The sequence below is a fragment of the Dyella humi genome, assembly GCF_044904605.1.
Taxonomy (GTDB): Bacteria; Pseudomonadota; Gammaproteobacteria; order Xanthomonadales; family Rhodanobacteraceae; genus Dyella_B; species Dyella_B humi.
Window position 1 is genome coordinate 440209 of record NZ_JADIKI010000022.1, and the last position, 22178, is coordinate 462386.

Annotated in this window: 23 protein-coding genes; 9 read left to right on the top strand and 14 right to left on the bottom strand. The window is 61.9% G+C overall.

What is annotated here, in order from left to right; all coding sequences use genetic code 11:
- Positions 1 to 151 precede the first annotated feature (151 nt).
- Genes argH through ISP18_RS06935 form a run of 5 tightly spaced genes read left to right on the top strand, consistent with a single transcriptional unit; the run spans position 152 to position 4621 of the window.
- Positions 152 to 1447 (top strand): argininosuccinate lyase, encoded by a 1296-nt coding sequence (gene argH / locus ISP18_RS06915; RefSeq protein WP_380008541.1) that lies wholly within the window; start codon positions 152 to 154, stop codon positions 1445 to 1447.
- Between the two features lie 10 nt (positions 1448 to 1457).
- Positions 1458 to 1817 (top strand): cupin domain-containing protein, encoded by a 360-nt coding sequence (locus ISP18_RS06920; RefSeq protein WP_380008544.1) that lies wholly within the window; start codon positions 1458 to 1460, stop codon positions 1815 to 1817.
- Positions 1814 to 2977 carry a glutamate 5-kinase gene (gene proB / locus ISP18_RS06925; protein WP_380008547.1) on the top strand — a complete coding sequence of 388 codons (1164 nt, stop codon included), beginning with the start codon at positions 1814 to 1816 and terminating at the stop codon, positions 2975 to 2977. The genes ISP18_RS06920 and proB overlap by 4 nt, the downstream gene beginning before the upstream one ends.
- On the top strand, positions 2974 to 4236 hold the full coding sequence (locus ISP18_RS06930) for a glutamate-5-semialdehyde dehydrogenase (protein ID WP_380008550.1): 1263 nt from the start codon (positions 2974 to 2976) through the stop codon (positions 4234 to 4236). The genes proB and ISP18_RS06930 overlap by 4 nt, the downstream gene beginning before the upstream one ends.
- Before the next feature lie 16 nt (positions 4237 to 4252).
- Positions 4253 to 4621 (top strand): nuclear transport factor 2 family protein, encoded by a 369-nt coding sequence (locus tag ISP18_RS06935; RefSeq protein ID WP_380008553.1) that lies wholly within the window; start codon positions 4253 to 4255, stop codon positions 4619 to 4621.
- Between the two features lie 64 nt (positions 4622 to 4685).
- On the opposite strand, the gene kynU is transcribed toward ISP18_RS06935, so the two are convergent.
- From kynU to ISP18_RS06965, 6 genes are all read right to left on the bottom strand, one after another.
- The gene (gene kynU, locus ISP18_RS06940) at positions 4686 to 5966 is read right to left on the bottom strand and encodes a kynureninase (protein WP_380008556.1); all 1281 of its coding nucleotides are present in this window, start codon (positions 5964 to 5966) and stop codon (positions 4686 to 4688) included.
- A gap of 152 nt (positions 5967 to 6118) precedes the next feature.
- Positions 6119 to 6640 (bottom strand): hypothetical protein, encoded by a 522-nt coding sequence (locus ISP18_RS06945; protein ID WP_380008559.1) that lies wholly within the window; start codon positions 6638 to 6640, stop codon positions 6119 to 6121.
- On the bottom strand, positions 6637 to 7671 hold the full coding sequence (locus ISP18_RS06950) for an amidohydrolase family protein (RefSeq protein ID WP_380008562.1): 1035 nt from the start codon (positions 7669 to 7671) through the stop codon (positions 6637 to 6639). Before ISP18_RS06950 ends, ISP18_RS06945 begins: the two co-directional genes overlap by 4 nt.
- 89 nt (positions 7672 to 7760) lie before the next feature.
- Complete coding sequence (locus ISP18_RS06955) at positions 7761 to 9875, bottom strand: FUSC family protein (RefSeq protein ID WP_380008565.1); 2115 nt, start codon at positions 9873 to 9875, stop codon at positions 7761 to 7763.
- A 139-nt stretch (positions 9876 to 10014) separates the two neighbouring features.
- A complete protein-coding gene (gene efpL, locus ISP18_RS06960; protein ID WP_380008568.1) occupies positions 10015 to 10593 on the bottom strand; it encodes an elongation factor P-like protein EfpL in 579 nt (192 codons plus the stop codon).
- Positions 10594 to 10629: 36 nt separating this feature from the next.
- Positions 10630 to 11397: an SDR family NAD(P)-dependent oxidoreductase gene (locus ISP18_RS06965; RefSeq protein ID WP_380008571.1), complete on the bottom strand. Its 768-nt coding sequence runs from the start codon at positions 11395 to 11397 to the stop codon at positions 10630 to 10632.
- Positions 11398 to 11667: 270 nt separating this feature from the next.
- On the opposite strand from ISP18_RS06965, the gene ISP18_RS06970 reads away from it, so the two are divergent.
- On the top strand, positions 11668 to 12006 hold the full coding sequence (locus tag ISP18_RS06970; RefSeq protein ID WP_380008574.1) for an RcnB family protein: 339 nt from the start codon (positions 11668 to 11670) through the stop codon (positions 12004 to 12006).
- A gap of 87 nt (positions 12007 to 12093) precedes the next feature.
- Here ISP18_RS06970 and ISP18_RS06975 read toward each other — a convergent pair whose 3' ends face one another.
- From ISP18_RS06975 to ISP18_RS07005, 7 genes are all read right to left on the bottom strand, one after another.
- Entirely contained in the window at positions 12094 to 12660 is a 567-nt protein-coding gene (locus ISP18_RS06975) for a GNAT family N-acetyltransferase (protein WP_380008577.1), read from the bottom strand.
- Positions 12657 to 13250, bottom strand: a complete 594-nt coding sequence (locus ISP18_RS06980) for a YdeI/OmpD-associated family protein (protein WP_380008580.1) — start codon at positions 13248 to 13250, stop codon at positions 12657 to 12659. The genes ISP18_RS06975 and ISP18_RS06980 overlap by 4 nt, the downstream gene beginning before the upstream one ends.
- Before the next feature lie 14 nt (positions 13251 to 13264).
- Positions 13265 to 13750 carry a GNAT family N-acetyltransferase gene (locus tag ISP18_RS06985; RefSeq protein ID WP_380008583.1) on the bottom strand — a complete coding sequence of 162 codons (486 nt, stop codon included), beginning with the start codon at positions 13748 to 13750 and terminating at the stop codon, positions 13265 to 13267.
- Positions 13751 to 13955: 205 nt separating this feature from the next.
- Positions 13956 to 14855, bottom strand: a complete 900-nt coding sequence (locus ISP18_RS06990; protein ID WP_380008586.1) for a hydroxymethylglutaryl-CoA lyase — start codon at positions 14853 to 14855, stop codon at positions 13956 to 13958.
- Between the two features lie 27 nt (positions 14856 to 14882).
- Entirely contained in the window at positions 14883 to 16880 is a 1998-nt protein-coding gene (locus tag ISP18_RS06995; protein WP_380008589.1) for an acetyl/propionyl/methylcrotonyl-CoA carboxylase subunit alpha, read from the bottom strand.
- Between the two features lie 113 nt (positions 16881 to 16993).
- Positions 16994 to 17509 (bottom strand): cupin domain-containing protein, encoded by a 516-nt coding sequence (locus ISP18_RS07000; protein WP_380008592.1) that lies wholly within the window; start codon positions 17507 to 17509, stop codon positions 16994 to 16996.
- A gap of 72 nt (positions 17510 to 17581) precedes the next feature.
- Positions 17582 to 18373, bottom strand: coding sequence for an enoyl-CoA hydratase-related protein (locus ISP18_RS07005; protein ID WP_380008595.1), 792 nt, complete (start codon positions 18371 to 18373; stop codon positions 17582 to 17584).
- Positions 18374 to 18589: 216 nt separating this feature from the next.
- On the opposite strand from ISP18_RS07005, the gene ISP18_RS07010 reads away from it, so the two are divergent.
- From ISP18_RS07010 to ISP18_RS07020, 3 genes are read left to right on the top strand one after another with little or no spacing between them, the layout of a single operon-like run.
- Positions 18590 to 18829: a FeoA family protein gene (locus ISP18_RS07010; RefSeq protein ID WP_380008598.1), complete on the top strand. Its 240-nt coding sequence runs from the start codon at positions 18590 to 18592 to the stop codon at positions 18827 to 18829.
- Positions 18826 to 20667 (top strand): ferrous iron transporter B, encoded by a 1842-nt coding sequence (gene feoB, locus ISP18_RS07015; protein WP_380008601.1) that lies wholly within the window; start codon positions 18826 to 18828, stop codon positions 20665 to 20667. The genes ISP18_RS07010 and feoB overlap by 4 nt, the downstream gene beginning before the upstream one ends.
- On the top strand, positions 20664 to 20966 hold the full coding sequence (locus ISP18_RS07020) for a DUF6587 family protein (protein ID WP_380008604.1): 303 nt from the start codon (positions 20664 to 20666) through the stop codon (positions 20964 to 20966). The genes feoB and ISP18_RS07020 overlap by 4 nt, the downstream gene beginning before the upstream one ends.
- 54 nt (positions 20967 to 21020) lie before the next feature.
- On the opposite strand, the gene ISP18_RS07025 is transcribed toward ISP18_RS07020, so the two are convergent.
- Positions 21021 to 22022: a phospholipase D-like domain-containing protein gene (locus ISP18_RS07025; RefSeq protein ID WP_380008607.1), complete on the bottom strand. Its 1002-nt coding sequence runs from the start codon at positions 22020 to 22022 to the stop codon at positions 21021 to 21023.
- Between the last annotated feature and the right edge of the window lie 156 nt (positions 22023 to 22178).

A 22178-nucleotide genomic window follows, 5' to 3' on the forward strand; every position in this document is an offset into this window, starting at 1 on the left:
TCCCCTCCGGGGAGAGGGCTGGGGTGAGGGGCCAAGGCTGGCCTCGGACTTCATTAAAGCCACGCTCTGAACCTTCCAACTTCACAAAATCGACCCCTCACCCCAACCCTCTCCCCGGAGGGGAGAGGGAGCAAAGAAGAGAGACTTCCGTATGACCGACCTCCTTTGGCAAAAAGCCGGTGTCGAAACCAACGCAAAAATCATGAAGTTCCTTGCCGGCAACGACGTGCTGCTGGATCGCGAGTTCTTTCTGCATGACATCATCGCCAGCAAGGCACACGTGGAAGGTCTGGCCAATATTGGTGTGATCAGTGCAAAGGAAATGGAAGACCTCAAGCGTGAGCTGGACGTGCTTTCCGAAGACTTCCGCGCCGGGCGTTTCGTGCTGGACGAACACTACGAAGACGGCCACTCCGCCATCGAAGCACGTCTGACCGAACGCCTTGGTGACGCCGGCCGCCGTGTGCATACCGGCCGCAGCCGCAACGATCAGGTCCTGGTGGCTACACGTCTGTGGCTGAAAGAAAAACTAGCGCTGCTGGAAACGCATTGCCACGCTGTCGCCGACGTTTGCCTGCAACGCGCCGCGCAACCGGCGTTACCTCTGCCCGGCTACACGCATCTGCAGCGCGCCGTGGTTTCCTCCACCGCCATGTGGTTCGCCGGCTTTGCAGAAGGTTTTATCGACAACGCTTGGCGCGCAAGGCAGACGGCGGCATGGATCGATGCCAACCCGCTCGGCACGGCCGCTGGCTATGGTGTCAATCTGCCGCTGGATCGTGCGCATACCACGCAAGCGCTAGGCTTTGGGCGTATGCAGGTGTCGCCGATCTACGCGCAGCTTTCGCGTGGCAAGTTCGAAATGGCGGTGATGGAAGCGCTCAGCAGCGCGCTGCTTGATACGCGTCGCCTGGCTTGGGACCTGTCGCTGTTCACGACGGCGGAATTCAATTTCGTCTCGCTGCCGGCGGAATACACCACGGGCAGCTCGATCATGCCCAACAAGCGCAATCCGGATGTCGTCGAGTTGCTGCGCGCTTCCTACGCCACGGTTGCCGCGGCGCGCTGCGAGATCGAGCAACTGCTGTCGCTGCCGTCCGGCTATCAGCGAGATCTGCAATTCTCCAAGGGTTCGTTGTTCCAGGGCGTTACGCATGGCCTTTCCGCGCTTGAGCTGTTGCCGGATCTGCTCGCGCGCATGCAGTGGAACGAGGCGGCGATGCGCGCGGCAATCGAGCCGGCGATGTACGCCACCGATGTCGCGATCGAGCAAGCTGCCGCTGGCGTACCGTTCCGCGAAGCCTATCGCGCCGCGGCACAAGCTGCTTCGGAAGCAGGGCACGGGCGCACGCCCGAATCCAGCCTGACGGCGCGTACTTCGCCGGGCGCGGGTCACGATCTACGTCTGGATGTATTGCGGCAACGCCTCGATAACTTGTCGTCATAGCGGTACTTCCATGGCCATCGTCAGCACCGCAAATGCACAGCACTATCACTGGGGACAATCCTGCGACGGCTGGCATCTGCTGGCGTTGGACGACCTCAGCGTCATTGAGGAACGCATGCCGCCGGGGAGCTTCGAGCAGCGGCATCGTCATGCAAAAGCGCGCCAGTTCTTCTATGTATTGGAAGGCGAGGTGACGATCGAGCTAGAAGGCGAGATGCATCGCCTGCATCGTGGCAACGGCCTGCACGTACCGCCAGGCAGTGCGCATCAAGTGCGCAACGACGGCACATCGGATGCGCGCTTCGTGGCCGTGTCGTCGCCGAAAAGCCATGGGGATCGGATCAACGTGCCTCTGGAAGGCGCGCCATGACCGGACGCACGCTGCCCGAACACGCGTTGCCATCATGGCGACGCGCTGTGCTGAAAGTCGGCAGCAATCTGCTTGCCGCCGACGGCGGTGGCCTGACAACGCGTTATGCGCAGGCATTGGCGGCATTCATCGCGGCCAGTCATCGAGCCGGGCGCGAGGTGGTGCTGGTTTCCTCCGGCGCGGTGGCAGCGGGGCGTGCGCTGTTGCGCGAGCGCGCCGCCCTGGGGCCGGAACTTGCCGCGCGCCAGGCGCTTGCGGCATTGGGTCAGGCGCCGATGATCGCCTTGTGGCAGAGCTTGTCCGAACGTCCTGTCGCACAGGTGCTGTTGACGCATGATGACCTGCGCAATCGCCGCCGCTATCTCAACGCACGCGCTACCCTGCGCGAGCTGCTGATGCTGGGCGTGCTGCCGGTGGTAAACGAGAACGACACCGTGGCGGTGGACGAACTCAAGCTGGGTGATAACGATAACCTGGCCGCGATCGTCGCCGCGCTGGTCGATGCGGATCTGCTGCTGATCGCCTCGGATGTAGACGCGCTGTACAACACTGATCCCCGACGTGACCCGGCAGCCGAGCCCATCGGCCATGTACCGCAACTGACACCAGCGGTCATCGCCATGGCCGGCGGCAGCGGTACAGGTGTGGGCACTGGCGGCATGCGCACCAAGTTGCAGGCGGCCGAGAAAGCAGCCGCGGCCGGAATTCCCACCGCGCTGTTCAGCGGTCGAGAAGCCGTCACCGTGCAGACGCTAGAAGAAGGCCATCTGCGTGGCACGCTGATCGACGTGGCCGGCAGCCGTATGCAGGCACGCAAATACTGGCTGCGCCACGCACCGGCAGGCAGCGGGCGCATCAGCGTCGACGCGGGCGCTGTACGCGCGCTCGCTGGAGGCCGTGCATCGCTGCTCCCCGGCGGTATTCTTGACGTGGTGGGCGAGTTCCATCGTGGCGATCTGGTCGAAATCGTCGACGTCAACGACCGGCCTGTGGCGCGCGGCCTGTGCCAATACGGCGCGGCGGAAGTGCGTCGCCTGATGGGGCGCCATAGTCGCGATATCGCGTCTGTGCTCGGCTACAGCTACGGCGCGGAAATCGTGCACCGCGATGATCTGGCCACCCTTATCGGTGCTGAAACGGCAGGAGAATCGGAAGCATGAGCGAGATTCGTACATTGGCCCTGGCGTGCAAGGATGCCTCGCAAGCGATGTTTGCGCTGGATACTGAAACCAAGCGCACGCTGCTGCACGATATGGCTGCAGCACTGGAAGCGCAGCGCGATGCGATTCTCGCGGCGAACGCGCGCGATCTGCAGCAAGCCACGGCAAAAGGCATTCAGGGCGCGATGCTCGATCGTCTGCGACTGAATGAATCAAGATTGGCCGGCATTGCCACTGCTGTGCGCGAAATCGCCGGGTTGCCCGATCCCGTAGGTTTGGTCACCCGACACGACACGCGCCCGAACGGTCTCGAAGTGGAACGCGTGCGCATACCGCTTGGCGTCATCGCGATGATCTACGAAGCACGTCCCAACGTAACCGCCGATGCAGCGGCGCTATGCCTAATGGCGGGCAATGCCGTGATCCTGCGCGGCGGCTCTGAAGCCTTGCACTCCAACATGGCGATTGCGTCGGCTTTACATACGGCCTTTGAAAAGCACGACATTCCAACGGCTGCAGTGACTTTGATCGAAGACCTTCGTCGTGAAACGATGGTGGAGCTGCTGCAGCTCAGCGACATCGTGGACTTGGCGATCCCACGCGGTGGCGAAGGGTTGATTCATTTCGTTGCCGAACATGCGCGCGTGCCGGTGATCAAACACTACAAAGGTGTATGTCATCTGTTTGTGGATGCATCGGCCGATGAAGCGCTGGCGTTGAACTTATTGGTCGATGGCAAGACATCGCGTCCCGGTGTTTGCAATGCTTTGGAAACCCTGCTGGTGCATCGCGATATCGCCACCTCATTCCTGCCGAGAGCGGTGCAAGTGCTGCAGGAATGCGGTGTCGAACTGCGCGGCTGTGAGCGTTCGCGCGCATTGGTCGAAGGCATACGCCCGGCCACCGATGACGACTACGCCGCTGAATTCCTCGACCTTATCCTCGCCGTGCGCGTCGTCGACGACCTCGGCATGGCCATCGGCCATATCCAGCGTTTTGGTTCCGATCACACCGAAGTCATCGCCACGCGCAACGATGAAGCGGCGCGGCGCTTCGTACAGGCCATTCGTTCGGCTGTCGTGATGGTCAACGCCTCATCGCGTTTTTCCGATGGCGGCGAGTTAGGACTTGGCGCCGAGATCGGCATCTCCACCACGCGGCTGCACGCGTATGGGCCGATGGGTGCAGAAGCGTTGACGGTGGAGCGATTTATCGTGCGCGGCGACGGACAGGTACGACACCCGCAGAGCAAGCTATAACCAACAGGGGATATTCATGGAAAGCGAGTCGACCCAGGCGGACATCGTGCGCCCGGTGCAGGAGCAATTGGACGCGTACAACGCGAAAGATATCGACCGCTTCATGCAATGGTGGGCGGACGATTGCCAGTACTACGCTTTTCCTTCGGAATTGCTCGCGCAAGGTGCGGCGCAGATCCGCGAGCGTCATGTCGAGCGCTTCAAAGAGCCGAATCTGCATGGGCGCCTGATCCATCGCATGATGGTCGGCAATATGGTGGTCGATCAGGAACTGGTGACGCGTAACTTTCCTGAAGGCGTAGGCGAGATTGACGTGATCGCTATCTACGAGGTCAAAGCAGGCAAGATAGCTTCGGCTTGGTTCAAGCTTGGTCCACGCCGATAGGTTTGTAGGCTGGGGTGAGCATATGCGAACCCCAACCTACACGATCCTTCTTAAGGATGATGCATCAGGTTTGCGTTTTCCAACGCCTGACCATCTGCGCAAACGCCAAGCAGTCTGCAAACCGGTTGTACAAGGGTGCTGGCGAAATCCGAATCACATCTGGCTCGCGCCAATCACCGATTATGCCGTTATCGATCAGATACTCGAACAATGCGCGCCCTTGCGCACGGCCGCCGAGCACGCGGATGGAGAGCTGCGCACCGCGACGTTCGGGTTCCTTCGGCGTGACAACTTCCAGTACGTCAGGCAGCTGCGTTTGCACCAGCCATTCCAGATAGCCGGTGAGCTGCAGGGACTTTTCGCGTAGGCGTTGCATGCCAGCGCGATGGAAGATTTCCAGCGATACGCGTAGTGGCGCCAGGGCGAGAATGGGCGGATTGGAAAGTTGCCAACCGTCCGCGCCGGCTGTGGGTTCGAATTCCGGGCCCATCTGGAAGCGGGTGGTTTTGTCGTGGCCCCACCAGCCGGCGAAGCGCGGCAGGGCGGCACGAGCGTGACGTGCGTGCACGAATGCACCGCCTACGGCGCCCGGGCCGCTGTTGAGGTATTTGTAGCTGCACCAGATGGCGAAATCCGCGCCGCTGTCGTGCAGTTGCAAAGGTAGGTTGCCGACTGCGTGGGCGAGGTCGAAGCCCACGTTGCAGCCTTGCTTGTGCGCAAGTTCGGTGATCGCTTTCAAGTCGAAAACCTGACCGGTGCGGTATTGCACGCCGGGCAACAGCACCAATGCGATGCGTGAACCGTGTTCGGCAAGCACGCGTTCGATGGCGGCCATCGAGATCGTGCCGTTGGGTTCATCGCCTTCCAATTCGATCAGCGACAGCGTCGGGCTGAAGCCGTGATAGCGGATTTGCGATTCCACCGCGTAGCGATCGGTAGGGAAAGCACCGGCCTCGACCAGAATGGCGTGGCGATCCGGCGTGGGGCGATAGAAGCTCACCATCATCAGGTGCAGATTCACACCTAAGGTATTCATCGCGACCACTTCATCGGGTTGCGCGCCGACGATTTCGGCAAGATGGTCGCGTACGAATTCGTGGTAATCCATCCACGGCAGGCGGCCTTTGAAATGGCCCTCTACGCCCAGTTCGCCCCAGTAGTCGAGTTCCGCGTTGACCGCGTCACGCGCGGTGCGTGGTTGCAAGCCCAGCGAGTTGCCGCAGAAGTAGTGGCTGTCGCCGTTTTCGTGCGGCGGTATCAGGAACTCGTTGCGGAAGTCGCGCAGCGGATCGGCAGCGTCACGGGCCTGGGCCCATTCGGAGGTGGCTTCGTAAGGTGCGGACATCAATGCTTCCCAGCTTGGTTCTTATGCTGTATTTCGATATCTACGCATTTTGCGCGATGTTTCTCTTTCTTCGCCGTCATTTCCGAGAAAGCGGGAATGACGGCAAGGCAAGGTCGAGCGTTCTAACAACGCGCAGATACCTGTGTGTTAGGTCAAGTATTCAACGTCACGGCAATAGCATTGCAGCCCTTATCGAACGTGTTAGCCCAGGCTTGCCCGGCCTGGCTGGCCGAAGGGCGCGCGCAGCGCAATTGAATGGCATGGCCGTTGCGGAACCAGTAGCGCTCGACGTAGGTGTACGGCGTGCCGCTTTCGCTGGCGGTGTAGATGAAGCTGTTCTGGTCGCTCGTCGGACGCGTACCGGGCTGATAATCCTTCAGGTTCTTCGCTTTGCTGACTGCGTTGCTGACGTAGTCGTTGAATTGCTGCAGATCCGCCACCTGCTTCACCGTGACGGTAACGCGTGCCAGCGTGCTGCTTGCACTCGGCGAAGGGTCAGGCACCTGAAACACACGCACTTCCGGGTCGCCGTCCACCTGCATGATGCCCACCCAATTGGACGGGGTGCTGAAATGCACGTTGCCGGACGCCATGGTGACATCGTCGGCATGGGCCACGGCGATGCTGGCCGATAAAAGTAAAGCGGTCACCACCGTGTAACGCCTGACATTCATGCATGTTCCTCGGGATAAGTGGTTTGAACGAAGCGACGTTGCGGCAACCCCAGCCATTCCAGCGCGGTGCCGTGAAACAGGCGGGCGCGGGTCGGTTCGTCCAAGTGCAGCGACTCGATGCCGCTGCCCGGCTCCTGCTCCCCCAGCGGGAAAGGATAATCGGTGCCGAGCATCACGCGATCGACGCCGGTCACATCCAAGAGATAGCGCAAGGCCGCGGGGTCGTGCACGCAGGAGTCGAAATACAGCCGTTTGAGGTATTCGCGCGGATTGCGCGGATTGTCCGTGGCGACCAGGTCCGGCCGCATGCGAAAGCCATGTTCGATGCGGCCGATGGTCCAGGGAAAACTGCCGCCGCCGTGCGCAAGCATCACGCGCAGTTTGGGCAGCCGTTCCAGCACGCCACCAAAGGCCAGGCAGCACGCCGCGCGCGACTGCTCGGCGGGCATGCCCACCAGCCACGGCATCCAGTACTTGGGCATGCTGGTCGCGCCCATCATGTCCCACGGATGCACCATGATCGCCGCGCCGAGATCGGCGGCCGCTTCGAAGAACGGGAACAGCTCCGGCGCGTCCAGATTCCAGTCGTTGCAATGCGAGCCGATCTGCACGCCGCACAAGCCTAGTTCGTCGATGCAGCGTTCCAGTTCGCGGATGGCCAGTTCCGGCGCTTGCAGCGGCACGGTGCCGATGCCCGCGTAGTGCCTGGGGTAATCCCGGCAGATGTCGCCCATGTGGTCGTTGAGATGCCGATGCAGTTCCAGCGCCTGGTAACCCGGCGCCCAATACGAGAACAGCACCGGCACGGTGGAGATCACCTGCACGTTCACACCGAAGCGGGCGTAATCGTCGATGCGGTACTGCGGATCGAACGAGGAATCCCACACCTCACGGAAGAATTTGCCGTCCTTGTAGATGCGGTGTCGGCCATCGCTGTGGGTCATCACGGGAAAGGCTTCGTTGCCGTATTTGACGGCGAGGTTGGGCCAGTCATTCGGGAGAATGTGGGCGTGGGTGTCGATTTTCAGCATGGCGCAAGTGTAGCGCCTGTCGGAGTCGTGGGCCGTGAGTGGGGCCAGTTAGGGTGTTAGTCGGCCGGCTTGCGACAGTTGGTAACCGTTTACGATTGACGATTCGCGATGCCGGTGCGTTCCCCTGCTGCTGCCGCTTCCTGCGGCCCGCGCCCTACTACGTGCGCCAGGGTGTTGATGTTGTCCACCAGCCGATCGCTGATGCGCACCAGTTGTTCGGCACGTGGGCGATCGTCCGCCATGGCGAGCAAGGTGGAAAGGCTGCGCTGCAATTGGCGCAGTTCAGGTGCCGGCGTTGGCACTTGGTTGTTGCGCAGCGCAACAGCCAGGTTGTGCAGATGGGTCGCCGTGCGTTCCAAGAAGTTCGTCACTTCCACCTGTTCGGGCAGGCTGTCGCAGTCATGCAGCAGGGCTTCCAACGTCATCGTCGTGCGTGCCAGCCGGTTGCCGTTGAGAAAGAGAGCGTTGGCCAGTTCCAGCAGATTCAATGGCGTGGCCGGTTCGGCCTGCATGCGGTCGATCGAGGCCTGCGCATTGGTGCGTGCCGTGCGGGCCGCGGTGCGTGTTTCGCGATGGGCGTGGCGCTGCTCCGGACGCGCCAATGCGCGCAGGTAATCCGCATACGCATCCAGCATGTCCGACAACCCGGCGCGCGCGCGTACGCGTTCCCAGGTGGGCCAGATTACGTAGGCGAGCAGGGCCATGCCGCTGCCCATTGCAGTATTGATCACGCGATCCATCACCGCCGTACCGGAATTCACGCCCTCGAACGACAGCAGGATCACCACCGTGCCGGTCAGCGCCGCCACGGCAATGCCGTAGTGCGCAGTGGCCAGGTAACGGAACGACATGCACAGCACTGCCATCAGCGCCAGGTGCGCCCAAGGATCGTGTGGCGTGATGTGCAGCAGGGCGGTGGTCAACACCAGGCCGAGAATGGTGCCCACCACGCGCAGCAAGCCGAAATTGAACGTGGCAGCAAAATCTGGGCGCAGCACGATCGCCGCCGTCATCGGCAACCAGTAGCCATGAGGCAACTGCCACACGCGCGAGACAAGCAAGGCGATGCTCAGGCAAACCGCACAACGCATCGCATGCCGGAACGCCACCGAATGCGTGGTGAGATTGGCGCGCAGCGTGGCGAGCGCCGAACTGCCGCGCAAGGCACCGGGCAGGCGCGTTTCCGCATCCGCCGCGCGCAGCTCGCCACGTGAGCCGGCCCAATTCGCATTGCGCACGGCCGCAGCGAGCTGGCCAGAGAGTGCATGAATGTGCGCGGCGACGCTGTCGCTGCGCGTGTGGTTGTCCAGCAAGGCACGCTCGCTGGCTTGCAGCGTTTGCAGGGCACGTGCAGCTTGTTCCGGCGAATCGCCGCTTTCCAGCGCATCGGCAATCGCGCTGAGCACGCGTGCCGCGTCGGCGCGGAACATGCCGAGGATGCCAGCCGCGCCATGCAATTCCGCCATCGCGACCAGTTCGAGCCGAAGGCGTTCGGCCAGTTCCAGCAATACGGCGAACGCTTCCATCGCGCGACCGTGCGCGCGATGGCGGCCGAGCAGCGTTTGCTGCAACGTGGTCATGGCTTCGGTGAGCGCGGGGACGTCTTCTTGGTTCTGCCGGTTTTCCTTGGCGAGCGAAGCAAGACCGCGATAGACGATAGCCAGCGCGTGTCGTTCCGGACCGTAGCGCTGCAGCGGCCACGCTGCTACGGAAAACAGCGCCAGCAACAGGCCGCCGGCGAAGATCAGTGATGCGCCGATCAAGGCATGGTCGAGCGTGGTGGGCGTGGCCGCGGTGATCACCAGTAGAATCATGCTGGTCATGCCTACGCGCGCGATGTCCACGCCGAACACCACCAGCAAGCCGCCAAAGAAGCCGAAGGCCGCCATCGCCATCAGGATTAGCGGCAGATTGCCGCCGATCAGGAAGCCGCACAGCGAAGCGAGCCCCGCCGCCACCGACGCGAGGAAAAGCTGCCACGCGCGCTGGCGATAAGGACCGGGTTGATCGGAGAACATGGTGTCGAGCGCACCCGCGCCGATCGCCAAGCCCGCTTCCTCGTGCCCGGTCAGCATGCCGACCGCCAGCGGCAGCACCACCGCAGCCGTGTTGCGGATAACCACCCACGCCGGCACGTCCGGACGCTTAGTCGCAGTCAGGCTTTGCAGCACGCTGGCGCGTAGGGAGTAGGCTCGGGTGGACATGGCGGGGAACGATGCCGGAATGCAACGATTCTGCCTTACCGCTCCGTCCGTGTCGCCTGCTCGTTATACGAAAAAACGGCGCCGCGATGGGCGCCGTTTTGTCATGGTTCAAAGCCGCCGCTGAAATGCGGCGAACGGATCAGAACGTTTTTTCGGAACCGCGTCCGGCGAACTCGCCGGTGACCGTATTCACCCATACCTTTTCATCATTGGTGATGTATTCCGGCACCTGGATTTCGACGCCGGTGTTGAGCTTGGCCGGCTTGGTACGCTTGGTGGCGCTGGCACCTTTCAGTTCCGGCGCGGTGTCGATCACGGTGAGCAACACGCTGGTCGGCACCTGCAGGCCCACGGGTGCGTCGTCGATCAGTTGCACGTAATAGCCTTCCACGCTTTCAACGATATAGCCAGCGTTGTCGCCGACCAGTTCAGGGCCGAGCGTGTATTGCGTGTAGTCCTCGTTGTCCATGAACACGTAGGTGTCACCGTCCATGTACGAGAAGTTGGCGGCGCGGCGCACCAGATCCATTTCCTTCAGATCATCGTCGGCGCGCAGGCTGAGGTCGAACTTGCGTCCGCCCGGAATGGAATACAGCGTGAAGCGGAACGTGACGTTGCCGCCACGCGCGGTAGGCGAGCTGCGCTCGATGTCGCGCACCTGATAGACGGTGCCTTCGTGTTCGACCACGTTGCCTTTCTTGACGTCGGAAGCTTTCATGGGAAGAGTCGATAGTTGGAAATAAAGGGGCGATTGTTACTTTGGCTGCAGTCGCACCGCGCCATCCAGGCGAATCGTTTCGCCGTTGATGTAGCGATTGCCGAGGATGAATGCCACGGTGGCGGCGAACTCTTCCGGCTTGCCAAGGCGCGACGGGAAGGGGATGGAAGCCGCCAGCGATTCCTGCACCTGCGGCGGCATACCGTCCACCATCGGCGTCCAGAAGATGCCCGGCGCAATGGTCGCCACGCGGATGCCGAAGCGCGACAGCTCGCGCGCCATCGGCAAGGTCATGGCCACCACGCCACCCTTGGATGCTGAGTAGGCAGCCTGGCCGATCTGGCCTTCATAGGCCGCAACGCTGGCAGTGTTGATGATCACGCCGCGCTCGCCGTCTTCGCCAGCTTCGTTGTTCTGCATCAGTGCCGCGCCGGCCTTGGCAACGTTGAAGCTGCCGACCAGGTTCACCATTACAGTGGCGGAAAACGTGCTCAACGCCATCGGGCCTTCCTTGCCCAGCACGCGACCGGCGCCAAGGATGCCGGCGCAGTTCATCACGACGTTCAGTCCGCCCAAGGCATCGCGAGCCGCGGCAACATTCGCGCTCACGCTTTCTTCGGAGGTGACATCGGTACGGAAGAAGCGAGCGTTGCTGCCGAGCGTCTTGGCCGCTTCCTGGCCTTTCTCTTCATTGACGTCGAACAGGGCGACGCGGCCGCCATGGGCCACCAGATGCTGAGCCACCGCATGGCCGAGACCCGAGGCGCCGCCGGTCACGACGGCTTTGACTTGATTGAGCTGCATGGAACGTCCCGTAAAGCGAAAACCGCAATGGTAGCGCAGCGCCTTGCCTGCTGGCGTTGGATGGCTTCTGCATCCAAACCAAACGGAAAGAGTCCTCTCAACATGGCATTCACACCGCATTCGAGAGGCTGACGCGATCCTGACGCTTCGCATCGAGAACATGCCTTCATTTCAGGCGATGCCAAGCAAATCAATGGATTGCATCGTCGTCCATAAGGAGCGTGAACCCATGCGATTCCCGTGCAGTTTCACTTTTACGAGGAGTACGCCATGAAGAAACAGTTGGCAGCGATCGCCTTTTGCGGCGTGATGCTGGTCTCGTCGCAATTTGCGTTGGCCCAGGCCTACCGCCCTGGGCCGCCTCCACCGCCTCCCGCAAAGCACTATCGCGGCATGTACGACCAGGGTCGGCATGAAGGCTGGTACAAGCGCGGGGGTTACGTTCCGAAGACCTATCGCAGCAGCAGGTATGTGGTGAGCGACTGGCGTCGCTATCGCCTTAATCCACCGCCGCGTGGTTACCAGTACATCCGTAGCGACAACGGTGATTTCCTGCTGGCAGCCGTTGCCACCGGCGCGATCATGAGCATCATTGCCGCCGGTCGTTAGCGCGGGAGCGCTTATCGGCAAACCATGGCGCTTTTGCGCCATGGTTCGGGGAAACATCAGTGCAGGCAGTCCGTGGCTTGAGAACGTCTAGCTCTGCGTTCCCAGGTCGCGCAATGCTGATGCCGGCAGGGCTGAGAAAGCGGTGACCGCGACCGGAGGGTTGGCGGGTGTTTGCAACTCGCGCTGCCAGACGCCGACGTCCCACCAACGGCCCAGTTTGTAGCCGGCTTGGCGCCATACGCCGGCCGACGTAAAACCCATCGCTTCGTGCAGCGCGACGCTGACATCTCCTGGCAGGGTAATCACACCCACGGCCTGATTGATCCCTTGCAGACGCATGACATCCAGCAGCGTGCCATAGAGCTTGCGCGCAACGCCGCGGCGGCGCGCATCGGCGTGCACATAGATCGACGTTTCGGCGATCCAATCGTAGGCCGCACGTTCGCGAAAGCGCGTGGCGTAGGCGTAGGCAAGCACCTCGCCGTTTTCTTCCCATACCAGCCACGGATAATGCTGCAAGCGGGTAAGGATACGTTGACGCATCGCCTCGACGCCGGGGCGTTCGGTCTCGAAGGTAATCGCCGTATCGTCGACGGCAGGTGCGTAGATGGCGTGGACGGCTTCGGCATCCTCGGCGCGGGCGATGCGGATCATTTCATGTATTTCCAGTTGCGGTGCTTGCCTTCGGCCAGCCATTCAAGTGAGGTGGCGATGCGTTTCTGACGTGTTGCATCGGTCTTGGCTTCGGTAATCCATTCCACGTATTCGCGTTGCGCGCTGGGGCTGAAGGTCTCGTACGTCTTGCGTGCGGCAGCGTGCTTTTTCAGTAGTGCAGAGAAATCGGTGGGAAGTTCGAGCAGCGGCTTGTGCGTTGGCTTGGCGCGTTTCCTGGTCGCACCCGCTTCGCGTAAAGCGATCGCCTTGCGCACGTAAGCGATCAACTCTTTTTTGCTCGGCAGCTCCTTGACGGAGGTGATCTTGCCGAACTGGCCCATGCCGTCCGTATCCGTCTCGCCTACCACGTCCTTGCCATGCCAGAAGTGGAAGCTGCAGTGTTGCTTGAATGCCGCCATGGAACACATCAGCTTGCCCTGGTACATGAAATGCGGACAGCTCCACTTGATGCTTTCCTCCACCTCTGGACATGCGGTGTGCACCACGGCGCGCAGATGTTCCAGGATGGGTTTTGCGAAGTCGGTCGATTTGGCGATGTAGGCATCGATGCGTGGATCGCGGCTGGCCATGGCATGCCTCGCTTTTACAGTTCCCGAATAAAGAAACGGTCGCAACCGAAATGCCCGGTGCCGCCCATCGGCTCGCACAAGGCCTTGAATCCGTGCTTCTGATACAACGCCTGCGCGGCATCCATGCCGGTAAGCGTTTCGATGTAACAGCGCTTGAAGCCGACGCTGCGCGCGGCGTCCAGGCAGCGCTGCATCATGGCGGCGCCAGCGCCGATGCCGCGTGCTTCGGGCAGAAAGTACATCTTGCGCAATTCGCAGACATCCACCTCGCCGTTTTCCAGCGGAGCGATGCCGCCACCGCCTATGACGAGACCATCGCGCTCCACTACGAAATACGCGCTGCGCGGTCGTGTATAGGAAGCATGCATGTCGTCCACTTCGGCATCGTGGATAGCGAAGCCGGGACCGTCGGCGCCGAACTCGGGCATGACGGTGCGGATGATGGCGGCTACGGCGGCGCTGTCGCGCGGTTCGATGGGGCGGATGAGGAAGGTGGGCATGCGTACAAAAATAACAGTTCCTCCCACCGTTCGGGGAGTGGCATAACCCTCACGGTCGTCATTCCCGCGCAAACGGGAATCCATTTGCTCTGATACGAAAAACAACATGGATTCCCGCTTGCGCGGGAATGACGGCCTTACGGAGATATGGAGCTTCGTGCGAAACAGACCCTTCCCCTTTCGGGGAGGGCAGGGGGCGTAGACGTCAAGCCGCCGTCGTGCGCGCCTTCGTCACCCGACTCGCAGTGGGCTTGTTGAGCTGCGCGGAAAGCCATGCGCCGGTGGCGACGAGCATGTCCAGATTGATGCCTGTTTGCAGACCCATGCCGTGCAGCATGTACACCACGTCTTCGCTGGCGACATTGCCGCTGGCGCCTTTCGCATACGGGCAGCCCCCGGTGCCGGAGACGGCGCTGTCGACCACGCGCACACCTTCTTCCAGGCAGGCGAGGATGTTGGCCAGCGCCTGGCCGTAGGTGTCATGGAAATGCACGGCCAGCGCGCGCATTGGAATTTCCTGCGCCACGGCATGCAGCATCGCGCGTGCCTTGGCGGGTGTGCCGACGCCGATGGTGTCAGCCACGGAAATTTCGTAGCAGCCCATCTCGTACAGCCGCTTGGCCACGTTGACCACATCCTCGATCGGCACTTCGCCTTGATAGGGACAGCCCAGGGCGGTGGATACGTAGCCGCGCACTTTCACGCCTTCTGCGTTCGCTTCCTGTAACACGGGCGCGAAGCGCTGCAGCGATTCTTCGATGGAGGCATTGATGTTGGCGCGATTGAACGCTTCCGACGCGGCGGTGAACACCGACACTTCAGTGGCGCCAGCCTCTCGCGCTATCCGATAGCCTTGCTCGTTCGGCACCAGCACGGGGTAGGTGACGCCGGGTACTTTGCGGATACGGCGAAACACTTCTGCCGCGTCGGCCAGCTGCGGCACCCAACGCGCGCTGACGAAGCTGGTGGTTTCGATGGTTTTCAAGCCGGTGGCGGAAAGCCGGTCGATCAGCGCGATCTTGATATCCGGCGGCAGCATGGTCTTCTCGTTCTGCAAGCCATCACGCGGGCTGACTTCGACGATGCGGACATCAGAGTTGTTCATACGAAACTCCTGCAACCCAAGCGCTGGTCACGATGCGAAGCGAACGAGTACGGCGTCGGCTTCCACAAATTCGCCTTGCGTTGCGCTTACGCTCTCAATGGTACCTGCGCGCGGCGCCTTCAAGGCCAGTTCCATTTTCATGGCTTCCATTACCAGCACTTCCTGGCCCACCTCGACGGTATCGCCAGCGCGGGCTTTCACTAAGACCACCCGGCCGGGCATGGGGGCGACGATCTGGTCGCCGCCGCTGCCTTCCTTCGATTCCCATGCAAACGCAGCCGCGCGCGCAAAGGCGTGGCGCTGGCCGTTCGCATCGTGCAAAGAAATACGTTCCGGGTCGGCATGCACGGCAAAGCGTATGCCCTGACCGTCGAAGCGTGCACTGAGTGCGTCGCCGTCAAAGCGCGCGCCGCGTACTTCGCACTGTGCTGAAGCATGTTGCAACTGATAGTCCCCGTCGTGGCCATGCGCTTCGATCTCGTAGCGCTGCTCGCGCAAGGAAAGTGCAACGATGCGCTTGCCGGCGTGCCCGACGCGCCATGCATCGGCACGCGACCAGGGCGAATGGGGATCGCTGCTGCTCGCCGCGCCGGCGACCACCGCACGTTCGTCGTGAAGCAGCGCAGCGGTGGCGGCAGCGAACAGGACATGCTCAGAGGGTGACGCATCGCCAGTTAGAAATTCATCAAGGTGGCGATCGAGGTATCCCGTGTCGATGTGACCTTCAATCACGACCGGATGACGCGTCAGTCGCTCAAGAAAGGCGACGTTCGATTTCGGCCCGACAATCTCGCATTCGGCCAGGGCTTCGCGCAGGCGTTGCAAAGCTTGCGTGCGATCGGCGTCGTACACGATCAGCTTGGCGATCATGGGATCGTAAAAAATCGTTACGGCATCGCCCTCAATCACGCCACCATCCAACCGCACGTGACGGGAAGGTGCGGGCAGACGCAACCTACGCAACTTGCCCGAGCCGGGCAGGAAGTTCTGGTCAGGATCCTCGGCGTACAGGCGCACTTCGATCGCATGGCCGTGTGCCTGGACTTCATCTTGCCTCAGCGGCAACGGTTCGCCCGCGGCCACGCGCAACTGCCATTCGACCAGGTCCAGGCCCAGCGTTTCTTCGGTGACGGGATGCTCCACCTGCAGGCGCGTATTCATTTCCATGAAATAGAACGTGCCATCTTGAGCCACGATGAATTCCACCGTGCCTGCGCCGACGTAGTTCACCGCTTTCGCTGCCGCAACCGCCGCCTCGCCCATCGCGTTGCGGCGTTCGGCGTTGAGGAACGGGGAGGGCGTTTCTTCGAGCACTTTCTGATAGCGGCGCTGGGCAGAGCACTCGCGTTCGTTCAAGTGGATGACATTGCCGTGCGTGTCGCCAAATACCTGGAATTCGATGTGGCGCGGATGTTCGACGTAGCGTTCCAAAATGACGCGCGTATCGCCGAACGAACTGGCCGCTTCGCGTTGCGCGGAAGCAAGCGCATCGGTGAACTCCTTTTCCGTGCGCACGATGCGCATGCCCTTGCCGCCGCCGCCCGCGGCCGCCTTGATCATCAGCGGGAAGCCGGTCTTGCGTGCCTGTTCGGCAAGCACGTCGGTGTCCTGGTTGTCGCCGTGATAACCCGGCACCAGCGGTACGCTGTGCTGTTCCATCAGCGCCTTGGCTGCAGCTTTGGAACCCATCGCATCGATGCTTTCCGGACGTGGGCCGATGAAGGTGACGCCGGCTTCCATGCACGCGCGCGCGAACGCCGTGTTCTCGGAAAGAAAACCGTAGCCTGGATGAACCGCCTGCGTGCCGGATGTCTTTGCGACTTCCAGAATGGCGTCGCCGCGCAGGTACGACTCGGCCGGACGCGGTCCGCCGATCGGCCAGGCTTCGTCGGCCAGTCGCACGTGCTGCGCATCTTTGTCCGCTTCCGAATACACCGCGATGGTGTGGATGCCCAGCCGCCGGCAGGTGCGGATCACGCGGCAGGCGATTTCGCCGCGGTTGGCTATCAGTACGCGCTCAAACATGCGGGGCTCGGGGAGGCTGCAGAGCCGATAAAACTAACAGAATTGTGTGGTTTCGCCGATGCGCGGCGCAGCACGATCCTTCAATTCCCTCTCCCTTTCGGGGAAAGGGAGTATTACTCGCCTTCCCAATAATCCGCCGTATCACCCTGGCGCATCACGATGCGGATCATCTGCGGCTTGCCTTCCGCATCCGGCCCGAATTCACCCAGGATGCCGTACTTGTTGGAATCCGGATATTCGCAGATCTCCGGCGTAAGCTTGCTGCTCACGGCGAGATAGCGCATTTCGACCGATCCAGTGTTGACGATCTGGTGCGCGCTTTCCGGGCCGCCCGGTGGGCAGGCGATGATGTCACCTTGGCGGATCGGGTGCCGCTCCGCACCGACGCGTACTTCGCCTTCGCCTTCCAGGATGAAGAACATTTCTTCATTCACGCGATGATTGTGTAGCGGAAACGCACGCTTGCCCGGCGGTACCGCAGTGATGTTGTAACCGAGCTTTTGCGCACCAAGCTGCATGGAGATGCGCCCCATGCGTGAATCGAAACGCTGTGCGGCGTCGCCGGTGGGGCCGAAGCCAGGCGGGAAGGGCTGCAGTTCGATATCGGCAATGTTGACGATGCGTTTCATGGCGAATCTCGGATGGGTGAATGGAAGGCGTTGCGAACAGCAGCCTAGTTCGGTCCTGCTGCCAGCGTGGTGTCAGCCAGCTTGTGTCCAAGCCGGCACGCGTTTGTCGAGAAAGGCCGCCAAACCTTCCTGACCTTCCTGCGACACGCGCAGCCGTGCAATCAGGGCGGCGTTGTCCCGGTCGATGCGTTCGGCTGCCGCTTCGGTCAAGCCGTGCATGCCGAACACGAGCTGCTTGGCTTCGTGTTGCGCCGTTGGGCCGGCCTTGGCGAGCTGCTTGAGCACCGTATGCACGGTGTCGTCCAGATATTCGGCCGAGACCACCTCGTGCAGCAGCCCGATGCGTGCCGCGGTGTCCGCCTCGAAGATTTCGCCGGTGAGAAACAGGCGCCGCGCCTGCCGCACGCCGATCGCGGCGATCACATAAGGCGAGATCACCGCCGGCACGAGGCCCAGTTTCACCTCGGTCAGCCCGAACTTGGCGGTGGTCACGCCGATGGCGATGTCGCAGCAGGCGATCAATCCAACACCGCCGCCATAAGCGGCCCCGTTCACGCGTGCCACGGTGGGCTTGGGTAGGAATTGCAGCGTGCGCATCAATGCGGCGAGGCGCAGGGAATCCTCGCGGTTTTCCGCTTCGCTGGCCTTGGCCATGCCGCGCATCCAGTTGAGATCCGCCCCGGCCGAGAAGCTGGCGCCTACGCCGGTCAGCACCACCACACGCACACTCGGGTCGTGGCCAGCATCCTGCAAGGCGGCGGTGAGTTCGGCGATCAGCCGGTCATCGAAGGCGTTGTGCACGTCTGGACGGTTCAGACGAAGTTCGCGGATGCCGGCGTGGTCGGCGATCTGGATGGTGGTCATGGAGCAGTCCATGCAGGGGAGTTGCGCAGAGCGTAGAGCAAGCCCTGCCATCCTCGGGAGAGGGGAAGGGCAATCAGCGTGTAATCATGAAAATTTGCTACTTGGCGCCCAATTTATCTTCCCCGACCTTCCTAAGGGCGGGGATGGGTCACCCTCTGCACCCAATGCGAAAAGAGGATACAATGCGAACCATTCTTATTTAGAAGCATGACAATCGTGCGCCTGTCCGATTTGCCGAAAGGTGCTTACGCCGTGGTTGAACGAGTCGAAGATGCCCATGCCGATGACCTGATCGCGCAGCGCTTGCGCGACCTGGGCTTTGTTGCCGGTGAACGGGTCAGGCTTGTCGCGCGCGGCCCGGTGGGGGCGGATCCGTTGCTGATCCAGATCGGCTCGACGCGCTTCGCGCTGCGTCGCGCCGAAGCGGCGCGCGTTACGGTGCAGGAGGTCGCATGAGCGCCGGTAGTTTGCGCATCGCCCTGGTCGGCAACCCCAACTGCGGCAAGACGGCGCTGTTCAACCAGCTCACCGGCGGCCGCCAGAAGGTAGCCAACTACGCCGGCGTTACGGTGGAACGCAAGGAAGGGCGTTTCACTGCGCCGTCCGGCCGTGTGATGCAGATTCTGGATCTGCCCGGCACCTACAGCTTCGATGCCGCCAGCCCGGATGAGCAGATCACTCGCGACGTGCTGGAAGGCAACTATCCCGGCGAAGCGGCGCCCGATCTGGTCATCTGCGTGGCCGACGCCACCAACCTGCGCCTGCATCTGCGTTTCGTGCTGGAAGTGAAGCGCCTCGGCCGTCCGGTGGTGCTGGCCTTGAACATGATGGATGCCGCACGCCATCGCGGCATCACCATCGACGTGCCGGAGCTGCAGCGCCGGCTCGGTATTCCCGTCGTGGAAACCATCGCAGTGATGCGCGGTGGCACGCGCGCGCTGGTCGAGCGTGTGGATGGCGATCTGCCGGAAGCGCCGCCGGCCTTGCCTGACGATCCTGCCAGTCGCGCCAGCTTGCACGATGAAGTGCGCCAGTTGCTGGCTGCCACCGTGACGATGCCACGCGCGACCGCGGTGGTCGACGATGTGCTGGATCGCTGGGCGCTGCATCCCGTATTTGGCTTGCTCACGCTTGCAGTGGTGATGTTCCTCGTGTTCCAGGCGGTGTACGCCTCCGGCAAGCCGATGAGCGATCTGATCGGCAGCGGCTTCACTTGGCTGGGCGAACACACTGCCGTGGTTTTGCCCAAGGGGCCTCTCCACGATCTGATTGTGAGCGGTGTGTTCGGCGGTCTCGGCACGGTGCTCGGCTTTTTGCCGGTGATCCTGGTGCTGTTCTTCTTCATCCTCATGTTGGAGGAATCGGGCTACCTGCCGCGCGCAGCGTTCTTGCTCGATCGCCTGATGGTATCGGTAGGGCTGACCGGTCGTTCCTTCATTCCGTTGCTGTCGAGCTTCGCCTGTGCCATTCCCGGCATCATGGGTACGCGCAGCATCACCGATCCGCGCGATCGCCTGGCGACCATCCTGGTGGCGCCACTGATGACGTGTTCGGCGCGCCTGCCGGTGTATGCGCTGCTGATCGGCGCCTTCATTCCTGCGCGGCGCGTGTTCGGTGTGTTCAACCTGCAGGGCGTGGTGTTGTTTGCGTTGTACGTCGCCGGCATTACCGGCGCCATGGCAGTGGGCTGGGTGATCAAGCGCATTCGCCGCGACAAGAGTGAGCACGCGCTGCTGATGGAGCTGCCTTCGTATCGCTTGCCACGGGCGCGTGACATCGCCATCGGCCTGTGGGAGCGCGGTGCGATCTTCCTCAAGCGCCTGACCGGCGTGATCCTGGCGCTGACCGTGCTGATGTGGTTCATCTCCACCTTCCCGGCGCCGCCGGCAGGTGCAACGGGGCCGGCCATCAACTACAGCTTCGCCGGTTATCTTGGACGTTTCCTGCAACACATCTTCGCACCGCTGGGCTTCAACTGGCAGATCAGCTTGTCGTTGATCCCTGCCTTCGCCGCACGCGAAACCGCGGTGGCCACGCTGGCCACGGTGTATGCGGTCAGTGGCGATGCACAGCATGGTGGCTTGGCGCATGCGCTCACCGGTAACTTCCCGTTGGCCACAGCGCTGTCGCTGCTGGTGTGGTTTGCCTTCGCACCGCAATGCATGTCCACGCTGGCGGTGATCCGCCGCGAAACCAACTCCTGGCGCAACGTGGCGATTTCCTTCAGTTATATGTTTGCTGTGGCGTACATCGCATCGTTGATCACGTATCAGGTGGCGAGGTTGTTCTCGTGAGTACGAATCTGCTGCTTCAGTATGTGGTGATCGGCCTGGCAGTGCTGGCCAGTGCGTTGTATGCCTTTCGCAAGCTGGCGCCGCAGCTGACCAATCGTTGGCTGGCATCTGCGTCCATCCATTTCAGCGCGCCGGGACATGCCGCGTGGGTGCGCACGTTCGGGCGTCGTCTGCAGCCGAAGCAGGCTACCGGTAGCTGTAGCGATGGATGCAGCACGTGCGGTGCATGTGGACCGAAGCCACCAGCGAGTGCGCGTGGCGAGGCGATGCCGTTGGAATTTCGTCCACGTCAGCGATAGGACGTAGGTCGGGGTGAGCGGATACGAACCCCAACCTACCTCACTACCTTGCGTTTACCAGGGTGTACCACCCGCATAATCATTGTTGATCGTGCTTGCAAGCTGCTGCAGCACGGTCGCATTGGTGGTGGTCAAGCCAAGCTCGCGGTTCTTGTTCAGTGAGTAAGAGGAGAAATTCTCCGAACCCACGAACGCGTTCGCGCTAGACGAGCCGTAGTCGGCCACGATTGCCTTGGCATGAATGTACAGCGACGTGTTGTTGTTCGGGTATGTGGCGATGTTGGCGCCGGCCGATTGCAGTGCGTTGAGTTCGCTGTCGTAGCTGCCGGTGTCGGTCATCACAATGGTTACGTTCACGCCGGCCGACGCGGCATTTTCCAACGCGCTCACGATGCCGCTGTCGCTCATCTCCTCGTTTTCCACCAGCAGGCTGGTCTGCGCGCTGTTGATGATGTTGAGCAAGGCGGTGCGCGAGTTGGTGGGGCTCCATACCAGGTCGTCGCCGTTCGAGGGCGTCACTGAGCTGTGCGCGAAATCCTTGTTGAACGTAGCTTCGATCGCGGCGATGTCGGTGGCGTCGCTTTCAATCACGGCGTAATCGCGGCTCGTGCTGTAGTAGCGGCTGGTCAGGTTCAGCGACATGATCGCCACCTGCGCATTGGAAGTGCCGTTGTCGATCACGATGCTCTTCTGGTGCGTGGCCGCGTACGTGGTCCAGGCCCATTTCACGCTCACGCCGCAGCTGTTGAGCTGGTTGTACGCCGTGGTGTTGTTGCTCTTCTCGAGATTCACATCGAGGATCACCCGCACCTTGATGCCGTTGCCCGCCGCGGTGCAGAGCAAATTCTGCGCGGTGGTGTCCTGCAGTTCGTACATGGTCATGTCGATGGTCGACTTGGCCGACGAGATCAGGTTGTAGATCGAGTTGAGTCCTTGATCGGGTTCGATCACCAGGGTTTGCGCGGTTTGCGCAAAAGCAGGCAGTGCGATACCGAAGGCACACGCAGCCCCTAGCGCAGCTTTCACGAAGCTGGAACGTCCACAACGACTTTTCATGACTTAATCCTTATGTCGAGTTAGGTTGACGCACTCCGTGCGCTAATCCAATGCCGCTCTTCCTCCCTGCGCGACCTCGGCTGGCCGGCAATGCCGGTCTTCCCCTTGAATTCAGTGCGCGTGCGCACCACAGCCGAAGCCGCGCATCTCAGCGGG

Excerpts from the sequence above, each read along its gene's own strand:
- ISP18_RS06935 (WP_380008553.1), top strand. The coding sequence starts at position 4,253 with ATGGAAAGCGAGTCGACCCAGGCGGACATCGTGCGCCCGGTGCAGGAG.
- kynU (WP_380008556.1), bottom strand. The coding sequence starts at position 5,966 with ATGTCCGCACCTTACGAAGCCACCTCCGAATGGGCCCAGGCCCGTGAC.
- ISP18_RS07025 (WP_380008607.1), bottom strand. The coding sequence starts at position 22,022 with ATGAAAAGTCGTTGTGGACGTTCCAGCTTCGTGAAAGCTGCGCTAGGG.
- ISP18_RS06965 (WP_380008571.1), bottom strand. The coding sequence starts at position 11,397 with ATGCAGCTCAATCAAGTCAAAGCCGTCGTGACCGGCGGCGCCTCGGGT.
- ISP18_RS06970 (WP_380008574.1), top strand. The coding sequence starts at position 11,668 with ATGAAGAAACAGTTGGCAGCGATCGCCTTTTGCGGCGTGATGCTGGTC.
- ISP18_RS06945 (WP_380008559.1), bottom strand. The coding sequence starts at position 6,640 with ATGAATGTCAGGCGTTACACGGTGGTGACCGCTTTACTTTTATCGGCC.
- efpL (WP_380008568.1), bottom strand. The coding sequence starts at position 10,593 with ATGAAAGCTTCCGACGTCAAGAAAGGCAACGTGGTCGAACACGAAGGC.
- ISP18_RS07000 (WP_380008592.1), bottom strand. The coding sequence starts at position 17,509 with ATGAAACGCATCGTCAACATTGCCGATATCGAACTGCAGCCCTTCCCG.
- feoB (WP_380008601.1), top strand. The coding sequence starts at position 18,826 with ATGAGCGCCGGTAGTTTGCGCATCGCCCTGGTCGGCAACCCCAACTGC.
- proB (WP_380008547.1), top strand. The coding sequence starts at position 1,814 with ATGACCGGACGCACGCTGCCCGAACACGCGTTGCCATCATGGCGACGC.
- ISP18_RS06950 (WP_380008562.1), bottom strand. The coding sequence starts at position 7,671 with ATGCTGAAAATCGACACCCACGCCCACATTCTCCCGAATGACTGGCCC.
- ISP18_RS06955 (WP_380008565.1), bottom strand. The coding sequence starts at position 9,875 with ATGTCCACCCGAGCCTACTCCCTACGCGCCAGCGTGCTGCAAAGCCTG.
- ISP18_RS06920 (WP_380008544.1), top strand. The coding sequence starts at position 1,458 with ATGGCCATCGTCAGCACCGCAAATGCACAGCACTATCACTGGGGACAA.
- ISP18_RS06995 (WP_380008589.1), bottom strand. The coding sequence starts at position 16,880 with ATGTTTGAGCGCGTACTGATAGCCAACCGCGGCGAAATCGCCTGCCGC.
- argH (WP_380008541.1), top strand. The coding sequence starts at position 152 with ATGACCGACCTCCTTTGGCAAAAAGCCGGTGTCGAAACCAACGCAAAA.
- ISP18_RS06980 (WP_380008580.1), bottom strand. The coding sequence starts at position 13,250 with ATGGCCAGCCGCGATCCACGCATCGATGCCTACATCGCCAAATCGACC.
- ISP18_RS06990 (WP_380008586.1), bottom strand. The coding sequence starts at position 14,855 with ATGAACAACTCTGATGTCCGCATCGTCGAAGTCAGCCCGCGTGATGGC.
- ISP18_RS06985 (WP_380008583.1), bottom strand. The coding sequence starts at position 13,750 with ATGCCCACCTTCCTCATCCGCCCCATCGAACCGCGCGACAGCGCCGCC.
- ISP18_RS06975 (WP_380008577.1), bottom strand. The coding sequence starts at position 12,660 with ATGATCCGCATCGCCCGCGCCGAGGATGCCGAAGCCGTCCACGCCATC.
- ISP18_RS07005 (WP_380008595.1), bottom strand. The coding sequence starts at position 18,373 with ATGACCACCATCCAGATCGCCGACCACGCCGGCATCCGCGAACTTCGT.
- ISP18_RS06930 (WP_380008550.1), top strand. The coding sequence starts at position 2,974 with ATGAGCGAGATTCGTACATTGGCCCTGGCGTGCAAGGATGCCTCGCAA.